Genomic DNA, 15,021 nt, shown 5'->3' on the forward strand with positions numbered 1-15,021 from the left:
CCCCGCCCGGCTCGCCGCGCGCCGCGACACCGCCTTTGGCACCGGGGCCTCCGGTGCGCCGCGGTCGCGCATCTTGGTTACGGTCCCGACCGAGGCCGCCTCTGATCCCAGTCTGACCCGTGACATGATCCGAGCGGGGGCGGACGCCATGCGGATCAATTGCGCCCATGATGGTCCCGAGGTCTGGGACGCGATGATCACCAACATCCGCGCAGCGGGCGTTGAGATCGGACGCTATGTTCCGATCCTGATGGATTTGGCCGGGCCGAAACTGCGCACCAGCGCTGTCGCCGGTCCCAACAAAGCGCGGGTGTGTGTCGGTGATCGGCTTGATATTCTGCGCGAACCTCCGAAAGCCAAAGCCAAACACGCCGCCCTCTCGCTGAGCCACCCGGACCTGATCGACCGGCTGACCCCCGGTATGGCCGTGTTCATTGATGACGGAAAAATCGGCGCGGAAGTGGTTGAAATCACGTCAAAAGGCGCGAAATTGAAAGTCACCCGCGCCGGGCCTGAAGGCGTCAAACTCAAAGCCGAGAAAGGCTTTAACCTGCCGGCGGTCGAGATCGACATCCCCGCCCTGACCGAGGAGGACCGCCGCGCGCTTGATTTCGTCGTCGGGCGCGCCGATCTGATCGGCTATTCCTTTGTGCAGACGCCCGAAGACATCCGACTTTTGATCGCCGAAGTCGATAAACGCCTGACCGAAGGTGGCCACCGCCCCGGTGTCGTGTTGAAAATCGAGACCAGCCAAGCCATTCGCAACCTGCCCCGTTTGATCGTGCAATCGGGTGCCTTGTGTGAGACCGCCGTGATGATCGCGCGCGGCGATTTGGCGGTGGAGATCGGGTTGGAGCGCATGTCGGAGATGCAGGAGGAAATCCTCTGGCTCTGTGAAGCGGCGCATACGCCCGTGGTCTGGGCCACGCAGGTGCTTGAGGGCCTGATGAAAGAAGGCCTCGCCACCCGTGCTGAAACCACTGACGCCGCCATGGCCCAACGCGCCGATTGTGTGATGCTCAACAAGGGGCCGTATGTCTGTGACACCATCCGGTTTTTGTCGCGGGTTTTGGGTCGGATGGATCGGCATATGTCGAAAAAATCCGCCCGCCTTGGACCGCTGCGCTCTTGGCGTGGAAATATTTCGGTGTAACACCCCCTCTGGACGCCCGCCCGCCTATTCCCTATATGTTCACTCGGATATAGGAGAACGCGCAGATGAGCGAAGAGGCAAATCCCGTCGAGGGCACACCGCTGATCAAACCGTCGAGCACGGATCACCCGCTGCATGATGCTGTGGTTGAGGCCTGTCGCACGGTCTATGACCCGGAAATTCCGGTCAACATTTATGACCTTGGTCTCGTCTATACGATTGATATCAATGATGAAAATGAAGTTCTCATCTTGATGACCCTGACCGCGCCGGGCTGTCCGGTTGCTGGCGAAATGCCGGGTTGGTTGGCCGATGCGATCGAACCTTTGGCCGGGGTGAAACATGTCGATGTCGAACTGACATGGAACCCGCCATGGGGCATGGAAATGATGTCCGACGAGGCGCGTCTTGAGCTTGGCTTCATGTAAACACCGGGATTTGACCCAGATTTGAGACCCAAAATGGCCTGTGCGCTGCGGCGGCAGGCCATTTTTATGGCAGATCCTTTGGGGTGCGTCGTTTGGTCCCCGGCCAAAGCCAAAACTGCCACCGCCGGTCCCGCGCCCGCAGCCGCCGAAGCTCCGCCTCACGCAGCGCTTTCTCGGTCTGATAGCCCGTTGGGGCCTGCGTGCCGACACGCGGCAGATTGATCGGAAAGACCGGCCACATGGGCATCTCCACAGTTGCAATTTTAAAAGATTGAAGCGACTGTAACGACGGAGGTATATCCAAAACACCCAACATATTGGCAATTCAGGTTTCAAAAATGAAAGACGCCCTTGGTCGCGGCATGCCAAAATTGGATGATTATTACCTGTTTCTCGCCGTGGCGGATGCGGGCGGACTGTCGGGGGCAGAAAAGGCCACTGGCACCTCCCAGCCCACGCTGTCCCGCCGCATGGGGGAACTGGAACGCACTCTTGGCAAGCGCTTGTTCGAACGTGGCCCCCGCGGCTACACATTGACGTCAGAGGGCCGCGCGTTGTTGCAAGAGGCCGAAGCGCTGCGCGAAGCCGCCACGCGTCTGTGCCGCTTTCAACTCAGAGACACAGCGCCCGAAGTCCGCATCACCGCAGGCGGTTGGACCACGCGCTATGTCGCCCGTCACCTGTCCAAAATATGGACGCCGGACTGTGCGTGGCGTCCGGCCCTGATGGCCTCAAACTCCAACGTCGACATTGCCCGACGCGAAGCCGACATCGGCATCCGCAACCGCCGTCCAGATCAAAGCTGGCTCGCCGGGCGCAAACTTTCACCGATCACCTATGCCGAATATGCGGCCGGGCCAGAGGTGGCGGGCTATGTCACCCTGCACCACGACATGCCAACCACGCCGTCGGAACGTTGGCTGCGCAGCACGCTCCCCAACGAGATCATCGCCACCGCCTCAGACGCCCGCTCCGCCGCCGACATGGCGGTTGCAGGCATCGGTCGCGCGATCTTGCCAACCTTCGCCGGGCGCGATGTCGCGGGCCTCATGCAGGTCTCGCCAGAGATCGCCGCGCTGACCCATGACGAATGGCTGGTCTGCCACCATGACGCCCGCCATGACCCTCCCGTGCGCGCCGCCTTGGACGGTTTGGCGGAGCTGTTGACGGCCCCGGAACGGTTTGCCGCGTAGAGCAACCTGTTTTGGGTGCATAACACAAAACGCACCCCATATAGGGTGCAAATATAACAACGCACCCTAAAATGGTTGCATATCATAAAACGCACCCTATATTGGGTGCATCATGACCCAAAACACCCGTAAAATCGCCGTTTTGACCGGCGACCTCGTCAATTCCACCGGGCTTGGCCCCGCAAAAATCGAACGCGCCTTCGCCGCTCTCGAAGACTGCGCCGCAACGCAGGCCGAGTGGATGGGCGAAAGCCTGCACTTCACCCGCCACCGCGGCGATGGCTGGCAAGTCGCACTGGCCGAGCCGAAATACGCGTTGCGGTCCGCTTTGGCGTTTCGGGCGGCTTTGCGGGCGCAGGGAGAGGAATTTGACAGTTATATTGGGATTGCAGAGGGTGAGGTTGAGGGTGAGATTGGACCGGATTTGAATGAGGAAACGGCAAAAGCATTTTCTGTATCTGGAGAAAAACTAGAGCATGTAAAATCGGGGGAAGCCTTGGCAGACATAAAACTGTCTTCAACCGGAATACGAATGCTTTACGACCGATCCACCCCACAGGATGCTCTCGCAATTGCTCTCGACGGATACGCTTCGGAATGGACGCAAGTACAGGCCGCAACCATTCAAGAAATTCTGTCTCCTGATTACGATCTAAACTTTTCAAAGACAGCGATAAAACTTGGAAAGTCACGCCAAACAGTTACGAAAACAATTCGCGCATCCCAATACGTGAGAATATCTCTCGCATTGGCGAGCATGGAAACTTGGATTGACAACAATGCCTGAAACCCTCGCCGCACTTTTCCTCGCCCATGTCCTTGCCGACTACGTGTTTCAGTCCTCCGCCATGGTCGACACCAAATCCAAACCCGAAACGCTGTTTCTGCATTTTCTCATCGTCTTGCTCACCGCCATGGCGACCACTGGCCAAGTGGCCTCCCCGGCAATTTACGCTCTTGCGTTGGTCCACGTCACCATTGATGCGATCAAGGTCACAGCCTTTTCCGACAAATTCCTGCCACATCTCAGCGACCAAGCGCTGCACCTGCTCACCCTTGCGATCTTCGCCAAAGCCACACCAGACATCTACGCCACCGGTGCCTATGGCGATCTCTCCTGGTTGCCCAAACTCATGCTTTATGCCGCCGGATTGATTTATGTCACCCGCGCGGGCGGGTTTGCTGTGGGCAAATTGATGGCGGGGTTTGGTGCCAATCCGATTGAGGAGAGCCTTGATAAGGGCGGGTTTTGGATTGGGCTGTTGGAACGCGGGCTGATTTTTCTGTTGTTGATCGGCAATATGGCGGGCGGCATCGGGTTTTTGGTCGCGGCGAAATCGGTGTTGCGCTTTGAGGCGACGCAAGACGGAAAAAAGGCGGAATGGGTGATCATCGGCACATTGGCCTCGTTCGGCTGGGCCCTTGCGGTGACGCTGGCGGTGATGTTCGTGGGCGCACAGCTACCAGACCTTGGAATCGCGGGCCAAACACCCTAGATTAGGCTCAAAGGAGACCTTCTCATGTTCGGCATTCCCGGAAAACAAGCTGTCACCCTCACGCCAGCCGCAACCAAGCAAATCGCGCGGTTGATGGAGAAAGATGGCTCCAAAGGCCTGCGCATCGGCATCAAAAAGGGCGCTGCGCCGGGATGGAATACACCATGGACTATGTGTGCGAGGTGGATGCGATGGACGAGGTCGTTGAACAGGACGGCGCGCGGGTGATGATCGCACCCATGGCGCAGATGTTCCTGTTTGGCACCGAGATTGATTACGAGGTCTCGCTTTTGGAATCCGGTTTCAAATTCCGCAACCCGAACGTGGTGGACGCCTGTGGCTGTGGCGAGTCGATCAAGTTTGACGAAAGCCTGACGCAGGGCACCTGATGGCCGCTACCCCCGACGAGATAGAACATGCGCGCGACCTTTTCGCAGCGCTGTCGCCGATCACAACGGGACGGATGTTTGGCGGCACTGCGCTTTATGTCGATGGGGATGTGATGTTTGCCTGTCTCTTGGGCGGAACGATCTGGATGAAATCCGACACCAGCACAGAGGCGGCGTTTACTGAGGCTGGCGCGCGCCCATTTTCATATCAAAAATCCGGCGGCACCACGGTGGTACCCTCCCTCATGTCCCTGCCCGACAGTGCTCTGGACGATCCAGAAGAGGCCATGCACTGGGCGCGATTGTCCTATCCCCCCGCCCTGAAAGCCGCCGAAGACAAACGCCGTCAAAAGGCCCGCAAAGCCGCGAAAAAGGCCGCATCATGAGCGTGTCCGACGAAGACATCGCCTTTGTCCACGAGTTGTTTGAGGCCGTCGGTCCGATCAGTCATCGCAAAATGATGGGCGGGCTGTCGATCTATTCGGACGGTCAGATTTTCGCGATCCTCTCCTCCGAGGGCCGGATTTACCTCAAGGCCAAGGACGCGTTCGCCGAAGCCCTCGCAGTCGAGGGTGCGGAGAAATTCGAGATGGGGGACGGGCGTGGGATGAATTACTGGACCCTGCCCGAAGCCGCACTTGATGATCCAGAGCTTGCGGGCGGTTGGGCACGGCGGGCCTTGGACGCGCTTTAACGCGCCCAGCCCTTTTCCCTACCTGTGCCTTACTGTTCCAAAGCGTCGATCATATCGACCCGCGTGCCGTGACGACCGCCCTCAAATTCAGCCGTCAAAAAGGCCTCAACGACACTGAGCGCCAGACCCTCCCCAATCACACGCGCGCCAAGCGACAGCATGTTGGCGTTGTTGTGCTGGCGGATCATGCGAGCGGAAAACTCATCGGTACAGACGCCACAGCGGATGCCTTTGACCTTGTTGGCCGCCATCATGATGCCCTGCCCCGTGCCGCAGACAATAATGCCAAACCGACAGTCGCCGGAGGCCACATGCCGCGCGGCAGCTTCACCATGGAGCGGATAATGCGTGCTTTCGGGGGTCGTCGGGCCAATATCGACCACCTCCCAACCTAGAGAGGCGACATGCGTGGCAATCGCTTGGCGCAACGCAATGGCGGCGTGATCACTGGAAAGAACGATGCGGGTGTTGGCGGTCATGGCAATGTGGTCCCGTTGTTTCAAAGCCGGTGTGCGGCGTGTCTCTGCTGCCGCTTGTGGCGTCAATTTCACCGCAATTCAAGTCCGCGTGGCCGCCTCTTTGCCACCAAAGGCTCAGCCCAAATGTCGCAGATCCCCGCCATCGCCCCAAAGCGCAGCTCTCGACGGCACATTTACCCCGATTTGCGCCACATCAGAGACGTTAGCGCCCACAGTCGCTTGACTAGCCCCAAGAGGCTGCAATGATGCGGCCAACATGGAGAAGGAGAGCACGCATGGGACGCAAACTGGCCGCAGGCAATTGGAAAATGAACGGGCTCAACGCCAGCCTCAAAGAAGCGCAGGCGCTGGCCGAGATGTTCCCGGCTCCGAAAGTCGACATTCTGTTGTGCCCGCCCGCGACCTTGGTGGCAAGCATGGCCGCCGCGCTGGCTCACACCAAAATCGACGTTGGCGGGCAGGATTGCCATATGAAAACCTCCGGCGCGCATACGGGCGACATTTCGGCGGAAATGCTGGCCGATGCGGGCGCGGATTACGTCATTTTGGGTCACTCCGAGCGGCGCGCCGACCATGGCGAAACCGACGCTGTGGTCTGTGAAAAAACCATGGCGGCGGTGATGGCGGGGCTCAAACCCGTGGTCTGCGTTGGCGAAACCTTGGCACAGCGCGAGGCGGGCGAGACATTGGAGATCATTCACCACCAACTCTCGGCATCTCTTCCCGACGCGGTGGACCTGTCGAAACTCGTGGTCGCCTATGAGCCGGTTTGGGCCATCGGCACCGGCAAAATCCCGACACTTGAACAGATCGCAGAGGTCCATGACGACATCCGTGCCACGTTGACCGCGCGCTATGGCGACACGGCCAACGATGTACCGTTGCTCTATGGCGGCTCGGTCAAACCGGGCAATGCCGCCGAAATTTTCGCCACCTCCAATGTCGATGGCGCGCTGGTCGGTGGCGCCTCGCTGAAAGCGGCGGATTTTGCCGGCATCATCACGGCGCTCGAAGCAGCCTGACATAGAAAACGCCGCGCTTTTCCAAAAGCGCGGCGTCCCCCGCCTTTAGAGCGCGGTCACATCATGGTCATAGAGCCAGGCAAATCGTTCGACCGCCTGGCGCGGTGCAATCTGACCGGCAAAGCGCAAAGCGGCATGACCGACAAAGCGTTTTGCCCCGCTCAAATGATAGTTTTTCGCATTGGCATTGGCCGCCTCGATCACCCGAACCACCCGCGCGCGGCGCAGTGATTGATAGGCCGGAAGCGCTTGATCTAACGGCAGTTTTGCCAAACAATCGGCCAAGACCCAAGCATCCTCCAAGGCCATATTCGCGCCCTGCGCCAAAAATGGCAGGGTCGGATGGGCCGCATCCCCCAAAAGCGCTGTGCGATCTGAATGCCAACGCAACGCCACCGGATGCCGGAACAGCCCCCAGCGCGCAACCTCTGTGACCCGCCCCAAAAGCCCCTTCACCCCGGGGCAGAAATTGGCAAAATGGCTCAACATCTCCGCCGGATCACCGGGGTGGTTCCAGCCTTCTTCACGCCACTCCGGGCGCTCTTCGACCGCGACGATGTTGATCAAACTGCCGCCCCGTAACGGGTAGCTGACCACATGCCGCCCCGCCGCCATATGGACCATCGCCAAAGGCGCCTCGCCGCCCGTCGCCGCAACCGTGGCGCGCCATGCGGTTTGGCCGGTGAAAAACGGTTTGGCCGGACCATTGAGTATCGGGCGCAGCACGGAGTTGACCCCATCCGCCCCGAGCACCACGTCATGACGCGCCTCTTGTTTTCCCGACTCTGCCCCCGCGGCAAACACAAGGCTCACCCCATCCGCATCGCCATGAATGGCCTGAACGCTGTGCGACAGGCGGATGTCGACCGCCAGATCACGCGCGCCCTGTTCGAGCAACCCGATCAAGTCGGCGCGGTGCATCAGCAAGAAGTCGTCATTCGGACGGGCTGTTTTGACATCCAGGTGCAAGACCTCGCGCCCCGTATAGCCATCCATCAACCGCACCCCCTCTGAGCGCATCGACACGGCTCCCGCATCCAGCCCCAAAGCGGTCAAAACCCGCGCGCCATTAGGGGTGATTTGCAACCCGGCGCCGACTTCGGTGATCTCGGGGGCGCGTTCATAAACGGTGACCTTGGCCCCGCGCAGCGCCAAGGCCCGCGCAAGTGCAAGCCCCGCCACACCCGCGCCGAGGACGGCAATATCCTGACCAATCAACATGGAACGTTCCTTATCTCTGGTCCCGCTGTCGCAAAAGAAAACACCGGGAGATGTCCCCCGGTGTTTGCCATATCTGTACACAGTCTGTCACGCGCGCATAATGCCGCGAGAGGACATAGCGAACGACCCAGTTCAGCGATCAATCATCCCCCGATCGCGTGAGCGATCAATCGTCCCCCGATCGCCTAAGCGATCAATCGTCGCGATGTACTTTTTCGCGGCGCTCGTGGCGTTCTTGTGCTTCCAAAGTCATGGTCGCAATCGGACGCGCGTCGAGACGCTTGAGCGAAATCGGCTCGCCCGTCACTTCGCAATAGCCATATTCGCCCTCATCAATCCGGCGCAGCGCCTGTTCGATCTTGAGCACCAGTTTGCGCTGACGGTCCCGTGTGCGCAGCTCAAGCGCGCGGTCGGTCTCCTCAGAGGCCCGGTCGGTGATGTCAGGAATATTACGCGTGCCGTCCTGCAAGCCTTCGATGGTGTGGCGGCTTTCGTCCAAAAGATCGGCTTTCCATGCCAAAAGCTTGCGGCGGAAATATTCGAGCTGACGCTCATTCATGAAAGGTTCACCCTCAGCGGGGCGGTAGTCATCAGGCAGGAAAGCTTCGGCCTTCATCTTTGTCACCTTTGTCGTGTCAGTGAGCGCGCCTATGGCCAATGATGTATTGTCGTCAGCCATCCGGCACCCTCCAATTGCGGCTCGTTTACCGCGTTTGTTCAGGGATGTCACGTCACAATCTCTGTCGCATTGCACCTTTCCCAAGCCTTGTTATGATCCGGCTTACCCCTTGTCAGAGAGCGCACATAAACCGATGAAATTCTCCTCCACCGACAGCTATATTGCCCCCACAGACCTCACCGTCGCCGTGAATGCCGCCATCGCTTTAGAGCGGCCTTTACTGGTCAAAGGCGAACCGGGCACGGGCAAAACCGAACTGGCCCGCCAAATCGCCAACGCCTTGGGGCTTGAGATGATTGAGTGGAACATCAAATCCACCACCCGCGCCCAACAAGGCCTTTATGAATATGATGCGGTGTCGCGGTTACGCGACAGTCAATTGGGCGATCCCCGCGTCGAGGACGTGCGTCATTACATCAAAAAGGGCAAACTCTGGCAGGCGTTTGAGGCCGACAAAAAGGTCGTGTTGTTGATTGACGAGGTTGACAAGGCCGATATCGAATTCCCCAACGACCTGTTGCAAGAGCTCGATAAAATGGCGTTTCACGTCTATGAAACCGGCGAGACCGTCAGCGCGAAACAGCGCCCGGTGGTGATCATCACCTCAAACAACGAAAAGGAACTGCCCGACGCGTTTTTGCGCCGCTGTTTTTTCCATTACATCCGATTCCCCGACATGGACACGATGCGCGCCATCGTCGGCGTGCATTTCCCCGGGATCAAAGAGCGGCTTTTGAGCACCGCCCTGAGCCAGTTTTACGACATCCGCGACACGCCAGGCCTAAAGAAAAAGCCCTCGACCTCCGAGGTTCTGGATTGGCTGAAACTGTTGCTGGCCGAGGACCTGTCGCCCGAAGATTTGGCGCGTGACGGCAAGGATGCGCTACCGAAATTGCACGGCGCGCTTTTGAAGAATGAACAAGACGTGGCGCTGTTTGAACGCCTGGCCTTTATGGCGCGCGGCGGCGGGCGGCGTTAACCGCCGTTGCCTCACTCCGCCTTGGCTGCGGCTTTGGGCGCGCGGGGCTTTTTCGGCTTGGCTGCGGGGGCGACGGGTTTCGCCGCGGCCTCTGCCTTGGTCGCGGCTGCCGCTTTGGCGGCGCGCGGTTTCGCAGCCGCCTTTTTGCGTGGCGCTTTGGGCTTTGGCGTCTCCGCCACTTGCGTCAGTTCCGCCTGTGCCGCAAGCCAATGCTCTTGATCCCGACCCTCGGGTTGCCCGTCTTTGAGCCAAAGGAAATAGGCCGCATCGCGGATGTGATCGTCGGTTTGGGTCTGTTGTGTCATGTGTCAATCTGATGGGTTGTGAGGGGTGATGCCAGTGTAACACTGGGACTAAGCACCCGTGGTTAAGATTTCGTGACAGAACCCGCAGGCTACACCACCTTAAGGCGAAAACCGCCGCGCAAATGCACCGAAGCCATACAGGGCGCATGGTTTTCAGGCAGTTCAAAAACGCACACACGGGCTTGCCTCGGGTCGCACAAAAGATCACAGCTTGCAGCAAGACCCCACAAGGAGTGCCCCATGTCCCTGATCATTCGCCCGTTGACCCCAGAAGACCGCGCGCCTTGGGCAGCGCTTTGGCGCGAGTACCTGACCTTTTATGACACCACGCTGCCCCAAGAGATTTATGACGCCACATTCGCGCGTCTGGTTGACCCTCAGGCGGCGGAACGCGGCGCTTTGGTGGCAGAGCTTGACGGGCAACTCATTGGGCTGGTTCATTATATTTTCCACGCCCACAATTGGCGGATTGAAGATGTGTGTTACCTCCAAGACCTGTTTGTCTCTGAAGCGGCGCGCGGCACCGGGGCCGGGCGGGCGCTGATCGAAGGCGTTTATGCGCTGGCCGATGCCCATGGCACCCCCAATGTCTATTGGATGACGCAGGAGTTCAACGCCACGGCGCGCCAGCTCTATGACCGCATCGCCACCCTCACGCCTTTTATCAAATATACGCGCAGCTAGAGGCCCGGGCGCAGGCTTTGATTTGCTTTTGGCGCGCAGTGCCGTAAATTCTCCTCGAATTGGAGACGCGCGCGCCACAGTTGCTTGGTTTGATCCCTGATACTCAGCTCATAATGCGTAAAGACATAAGGTTTGGCACATATGAAAACCGATCCCCGCACGGCGCCTGTTCCCGCGCCCACAGCGCCGACAAAGCCCCGTGTCTTTCGCCCCGCTTTTGGCCTCCTAAGCCTGTCGCTTTTGGCTGCCTGCGCCACGACCCTGCCGCCACACCCGCACTTGACGCGCGCCCCCGCAATGATGCTGGACCTGCCACCGATGAAAGTGTTTTCCGGTACAGTGCCGCGCCAAACCACCCGCTCCAATGCCTCTCTGGCGCGCGACTTCCTTGATCTCAGCTTTGCCCTGGAAAACGGCACGCCGCTCGCACAAATGACCCGGTTTGAAGGCCCGATCACCCTGCGCGTCACCGGCGCACACCCACCGATCTCGCTTGGCCCCGATCTGGCCGCGCTTTTGCGCCGCTTGGACCAGGAGGCCGGGATCAAAATCACCCGAGTTTCGGCCCATAGCTCCGCCTCGATCACCATCGAAACCCTCCCCCATGGCGAATTGGCCCGCCGCGCCCCCAACACCGCCTGTATCGTCGCGCCCAATGTCTCGGACTGGGGCGAATTCAAACGCGCGCGGCGGCAAAATCTGAGTTGGACCCAAGTCGACACCCGCACCCGGCTGGCGATTTTCATCCCCGATGATGTCGCGCCGCAAGAAATCCGCGATTGCCTGCACGAAGAATTGGCACAGGCCCTCGGCCCCCTCAACGATCTCTACCGCCTTGCGGATTCGGTCTATAACGACGACAATATCCATTCGGTTTTGACCCCGTTTGACATGTTGATGCTCAAAGTCACCTATGCGCCCGAGTTACAGTCCGGCATGACCCGCGCCGAGGTGGCCGCCCGCCTACCCGCGATTTTGAAACGGCTGCATCCGGCGGGTGAAGCCGTCCAGACCCCCATCCAAAGCCCGACCCCGCGCGCTTGGACCGATCATGTGATCGACGCGATGAGCGCGGGGCCGATCCCGGCGCGCAAAGCCGCCGCCGACTCCGCCGTGGCCATCGCCCGCGCCCAAGGCTGGGATGACACCCGTGCCGGGTTTTCGTGGTTCCTTTTGGGCCGTTTGGCGCTAAGTTCTGATCGTGCCTTGGCCCATAGTGCCTTGACGCAGGCGGCGCATATTTACGGCGCGCATCCCGAAACCCGATTTCATGCTGCCCATGTCGCGATGCAACTCTCGGCGCTGGCCCTCGCCGAAGGTCAAGATCAAGCCGCCTATGAAATCGCCGCCCGCGCCATTCCTGCCGCGACCGAGGCCGAAAACGCCGCGCTCTTGGCCTCGTTGATGTTGACCGAAGCCGAGGCCTTGGATGCCATGGGCCGCAGCGGTGATGCGCGCGCGCTGCGCCTCGACAGTCTGGGCTGGGCACGATATGGCTTTGGCTCAGATGCAATGGTTCGGGCCCGCGCCGCCGAGATTGCCGCCCTCGCGCCATGAAGGCACGCGGTTTGGTCGGTTTTAGCGCACAGCTTGGCGCAAGGGACCCGCACAAGGGAGCAAAAAGATGATCGTGATCCTTCTGGCGCTGATCGGCGGCCTCTTTGGCTGGCGCATGGCCAAAACACGCGGCGGCAACCGCCTTGATAAGCTGCAATATGCTGCGGTGTATTTGATGGTCGGTGCTATGGTCGGCCTGCTGTTGACCGTGATCATCGAGCGGCTGATCTAAGGGGACGGGCCGATGTTCCTGCCGTTCTTCCATAGCTTGCGCGCCGAGGGCATTCCGGTCTCTTTGCGCGAATATTTGGCCTTTTTGGAAGGCATGGATCGCGGACTGACGACCTATGACATCGACGGGTTTTACTATCTCGCCCGCGTCACCATGGTCAAAGACGAACGTCACCTGGATCGTTTTGATCGCGCCTTTTCCAAATCTTTTCAGGGCCTTGAAAGCATTTCCTCAGAAGACGTCTTAAACGCCGTCGATCTGCCCGAAGACTGGCTGCGGCGCGAGATGGAGAAACATCTCAGCCCGGAAGAAATGGCCGAAATCGAAGCCTTGGGCGGGTTTGAAAAGCTGATGGAGACGCTCAAACAGCGCCTTGAAGAACAAAAAGGTCGGCACCAAGGCGGCAACAAATGGATCGGAACAGGCGGCACCTCGCCCTTTGGTGCCTATGGCTACAACCCCGAAGGCGTGCGCATCGGTCAGGATAAATCCCGCCACCGCCGCGCCACCAAAGTCTGGGACAAACGCGAATTTCGCAACCTTGACGACACGGTCGAACTGGGCACGCGCAACATCAAAGTGGCGATGAAACGGCTGCGCAAATGGGCCAGGGACGGCGCGCATGAAGAGCTTGATCTCGACGGCACCATCCGTTCCACCGCCGAACATGGCTATCTCGACGTACAAACCCGGCCAGAGCGGCGCAATGCCGTCAAAGTGTTGATGTTTTTCGATGTCGGCGGCTCGATGGACGATCATATTCGGGTGGTCGAGGAGTTGTTTTCCGCCGCCCGCGCCGAGTTCAAGCACCTCGAATATTACTATTTCCACAATTGCCTTTACGAAGGCGTCTGGCGCGACAATGCTCGCCGTTGGGGCGAAACCGTGCCGACGCGCGAGGTGATGAACACCTATGGCAAGGATTACAAAGTGATTTTTGTCGGTGACGCCTCGATGTCTCCCTATGAAATCGCCATGGCAGGCGGCGCGAATGAGCATTGGAACCAAGAGGCGGGCGAGGTCTGGCTGACCCGGGCGCGCAACACCTGGCCCGATCACATCTGGCTCAACCCGGTGCCGGAGGCGCATTGGGGCTACACCCACTCCATCGGCATGGTGGAAGAGATCTTCGACCACCGCATGGTGCCGATGACGCTTGAGGGGTTGGAACGCGGCATGAAGCTTTTGGGACGATAACACTTGGCCAACGCCCGCCCTGCCCCCATATTCACATCATGTTGAGATTTACCCCCATCCTCCTCGCCCTGATCATGGGCCTTGTCATGTACCGCGTCTCGGCGTGGCGCACTGTGCGGCAGTTGGAGGCGCAATCCAATGAGCTGGCCGACCCGGAGCTATCGCGCGTGTTTCGGCGCTTGGCCGAGGCGCTCGATCTGCCGCGCGTTCGGGTCTATCTCTATGAGATCGACCCGGTCAACGGCCTCGCAGCCCCCGATGGCAAGGTCTATATCACCCGTGGATTTTACAACAAATTCCGCGCAGGCGAGATCACATCTGAGGAAATGGCCTCCGTCGTCGCGCATGAATTGGGGCATGTCGCCTTGGGCCATTCCAAACGGCGGATGATTGATTTTTCAGGGCAGAATGCGCTGCGCAGCGCCATGGCGATGATCTTTTCACGGTTCATTCCGGGCATCGGCCCCTATATCGCCACCTGGCTCACCCAAATGCTGGCGGCCAAGCTGTCGCGTTCGGATGAGTATGAGGCGGACGCCTATGCCTCCGCCCTGCTGATGAAAGCCGGGATCGGCACAGGGCCACAAAAGTCACTGTTTGACAAGTTGAACCGCCTGACCGGCGCGCATGGGGCCAAGACGCCCGCGTGGTTCATGAGCCACCCCAAGGTCGAAGAGCGGATCAAAGCGATTGAGGCCAATGAGGCGAAATGGGCGCGTTAAGCCGCCCTTCATTGCAGGTCAAATACTCAAATGCTTTACGACAAAGCCTTACCCAAACGCGGCATCCGCGCCTTTTTCATCAGCTTGCGCAGCTCCCACGGCTGACCTGAGAGACGTTCCGCCTCTTGCCGCACGGTCTCAACCGCGCTTGCGACCTCGTCGGGATAATCCGACCAGAGCCGCCACAAAAAGCTGTCCGGGTCCCAGCGTTCAAGCCCCTCTTCGGCCAAGATATGCCGTGGGAAATCCTGCGCGTTCATCGTGATGATCGCATCGGCATTGCCGGCAATCGCCGCGGCCAAAACATGGATGTCATTTTCGTCTTTGAGGTGCAATCGCGCCTCAAGACCTTCGTGGCGTTTGATCGAGGCATTGGGAAAGGCGGCTTTGACCAATGCCACCTCACCCCGCGCTTGCGCCTCGCCCAAAGGGCCGATTTTACGCGCGGCGCGGGCCCATTCCTCAAGGATGCGATCGGACCAGAGGGGGGTGAAAAGCCCCTTGGACGCCACAGTCAAAAGCACCTCCCGCATGACGGTGGGGTACAAGACACAGGCGTCCAAAAGCGCTTTCATATCAAGGCCTTTCGCA

General features: G+C 59.5%; 20 protein-coding genes and 1 pseudogene. 15 read left to right on the forward strand and 6 right to left on the reverse strand.

Features of this window, described 5'->3' with window-relative positions:
• Both C8029_RS12660 and C8029_RS12665 read left to right on the forward strand, forming a co-directional pair.
• A partial coding sequence (locus tag C8029_RS12660; protein ID WP_152003004.1) for a pyruvate kinase occupies window positions 1–1,153 on the forward strand: 1,153 nt, incomplete at its 5' end.
• 65 nt (window positions 1,154–1,218) lie between these two features.
• The gene (locus C8029_RS12665) at window positions 1,219–1,581 is read left to right on the forward strand and encodes an SUF system Fe-S cluster assembly protein (protein ID WP_152003005.1); all 363 of its coding nucleotides are present in this window, start codon (window positions 1,219–1,221) and stop codon (window positions 1,579–1,581) included.
• Between the two features lie 64 nt (window positions 1,582–1,645).
• Here the strand turns inward: C8029_RS12665 and C8029_RS22070 are convergent, their stop codons facing one another.
• Entirely contained in the window at window positions 1,646–1,822 is a 177-nt protein-coding gene (locus tag C8029_RS22070) for a hypothetical protein (RefSeq protein WP_193217646.1), read from the reverse strand.
• A 97-nt stretch (window positions 1,823–1,919) separates the two neighbouring features.
• On the opposite strand from C8029_RS22070, the gene C8029_RS12670 reads away from it, so the two are divergent.
• From C8029_RS12670 to C8029_RS12695, 6 genes and pseudogenes are all read left to right on the forward strand, one after another.
• Window positions 1,920–2,774 carry a LysR family transcriptional regulator gene (locus C8029_RS12670; protein WP_152003006.1) on the forward strand — a complete coding sequence of 285 codons (855 nt, stop codon included), beginning with the start codon at window positions 1,920–1,922 and terminating at the stop codon, window positions 2,772–2,774.
• 142 nt (window positions 2,775–2,916) lie between these two features.
• Window positions 2,917–3,561, forward strand: a complete 645-nt coding sequence (locus C8029_RS12675) for a hypothetical protein (protein WP_152003007.1) — start codon at window positions 2,917–2,919, stop codon at window positions 3,559–3,561.
• Window positions 3,554–4,270, forward strand: a complete 717-nt coding sequence (locus C8029_RS12680) for a DUF3307 domain-containing protein (protein ID WP_009571657.1) — start codon at window positions 3,554–3,556, stop codon at window positions 4,268–4,270. The genes C8029_RS12675 and C8029_RS12680 overlap by 8 nt, the downstream gene beginning before the upstream one ends.
• Before the next feature lie 24 nt (window positions 4,271–4,294).
• Window positions 4,295–4,659 (forward strand): annotated as a pseudogene (locus tag C8029_RS12685) (HesB/IscA family protein).
• Window positions 4,659–5,045, forward strand: a complete 387-nt coding sequence (locus C8029_RS12690) for a TfoX/Sxy family protein (protein WP_009571655.1) — start codon at window positions 4,659–4,661, stop codon at window positions 5,043–5,045. The pseudogene C8029_RS12685 and the gene C8029_RS12690 overlap by 1 nt, the downstream one beginning before the upstream one ends.
• Entirely contained in the window at window positions 5,042–5,353 is a 312-nt protein-coding gene (locus tag C8029_RS12695; protein ID WP_009571654.1) for a TfoX/Sxy family protein, read from the forward strand. The genes C8029_RS12690 and C8029_RS12695 overlap by 4 nt, the downstream gene beginning before the upstream one ends.
• A gap of 29 nt (window positions 5,354–5,382) precedes the next feature.
• On the opposite strand, the gene rpiB is transcribed toward C8029_RS12695, so the two are convergent.
• Complete coding sequence (gene rpiB / locus C8029_RS12700; protein ID WP_152003008.1) at window positions 5,383–5,832, reverse strand: ribose 5-phosphate isomerase B; 450 nt, start codon at window positions 5,830–5,832, stop codon at window positions 5,383–5,385.
• Between the two features lie 275 nt (window positions 5,833–6,107).
• Here rpiB and tpiA point away from each other — a divergent pair, with 275 nt between their 5' ends.
• A complete protein-coding gene (gene tpiA, locus C8029_RS12705) occupies window positions 6,108–6,854 on the forward strand; it encodes a triose-phosphate isomerase (protein ID WP_152003009.1) in 747 nt (248 codons plus the stop codon).
• A gap of 45 nt (window positions 6,855–6,899) precedes the next feature.
• On the opposite strand, the gene C8029_RS12710 is transcribed toward tpiA, so the two are convergent.
• Complete coding sequence (locus C8029_RS12710; protein WP_009571651.1) at window positions 6,900–8,075, reverse strand: FAD-dependent oxidoreductase; 1,176 nt, start codon at window positions 8,073–8,075, stop codon at window positions 6,900–6,902.
• Window positions 8,076–8,268: 193 nt separating this feature from the next.
• Window positions 8,269–8,691, reverse strand: a complete 423-nt coding sequence (dksA, locus tag C8029_RS12715) for an RNA polymerase-binding protein DksA (RefSeq protein ID WP_009571650.1) — start codon at window positions 8,689–8,691, stop codon at window positions 8,269–8,271.
• A 196-nt stretch (window positions 8,692–8,887) separates the two neighbouring features.
• Here dksA and C8029_RS12720 point away from each other — a divergent pair, with 196 nt between their 5' ends.
• Complete coding sequence (locus C8029_RS12720) at window positions 8,888–9,733, forward strand: AAA family ATPase (RefSeq protein WP_009571649.1); 846 nt, start codon at window positions 8,888–8,890, stop codon at window positions 9,731–9,733.
• 11 nt (window positions 9,734–9,744) lie between these two features.
• Here the strand turns inward: C8029_RS12720 and C8029_RS12725 are convergent, their stop codons facing one another.
• The gene (locus C8029_RS12725; protein ID WP_226946327.1) at window positions 9,745–10,038 is read right to left on the reverse strand and encodes a DUF2934 domain-containing protein; all 294 of its coding nucleotides are present in this window, start codon (window positions 10,036–10,038) and stop codon (window positions 9,745–9,747) included.
• 240 nt (window positions 10,039–10,278) lie between these two features.
• Between C8029_RS12725 and C8029_RS12730 the strand changes: the two genes are divergently transcribed.
• From C8029_RS12730 to C8029_RS12750, 5 genes are all read left to right on the forward strand, one after another.
• Window positions 10,279–10,722: a GNAT family N-acetyltransferase gene (locus C8029_RS12730; protein ID WP_152003010.1), complete on the forward strand. Its 444-nt coding sequence runs from the start codon at window positions 10,279–10,281 to the stop codon at window positions 10,720–10,722.
• 141 nt (window positions 10,723–10,863) lie between these two features.
• Entirely contained in the window at window positions 10,864–12,279 is a 1,416-nt protein-coding gene (locus C8029_RS12735) for a DUF2927 domain-containing protein (RefSeq protein ID WP_152003011.1), read from the forward strand.
• Window positions 12,280–12,346: 67 nt separating this feature from the next.
• Window positions 12,347–12,511 (forward strand): hypothetical protein, encoded by a 165-nt coding sequence (locus tag C8029_RS12740; RefSeq protein ID WP_009571645.1) that lies wholly within the window; start codon window positions 12,347–12,349, stop codon window positions 12,509–12,511.
• 12 nt (window positions 12,512–12,523) lie between these two features.
• Window positions 12,524–13,708, forward strand: a complete 1,185-nt coding sequence (locus tag C8029_RS12745) for a vWA domain-containing protein (protein ID WP_009571644.1) — start codon at window positions 12,524–12,526, stop codon at window positions 13,706–13,708.
• 38 nt (window positions 13,709–13,746) lie between these two features.
• Window positions 13,747–14,430 (forward strand): M48 family metallopeptidase, encoded by a 684-nt coding sequence (locus C8029_RS12750; protein WP_009571643.1) that lies wholly within the window; start codon window positions 13,747–13,749, stop codon window positions 14,428–14,430.
• A 35-nt stretch (window positions 14,431–14,465) separates the two neighbouring features.
• On the opposite strand, the gene C8029_RS12755 is transcribed toward C8029_RS12750, so the two are convergent.
• Complete coding sequence (locus tag C8029_RS12755) at window positions 14,466–15,005, reverse strand: RSP_2648 family PIN domain-containing protein (RefSeq protein WP_009571642.1); 540 nt, start codon at window positions 15,003–15,005, stop codon at window positions 14,466–14,468.
• Window positions 15,006–15,021 lie beyond the last annotated feature (16 nt).

Source organism: Roseobacter sp. TSBP12 (assembly GCF_009129705.1).
Taxonomy (GTDB): Bacteria; Pseudomonadota; Alphaproteobacteria; order Rhodobacterales; family Rhodobacteraceae; genus Celeribacter; species Celeribacter baekdonensis_A.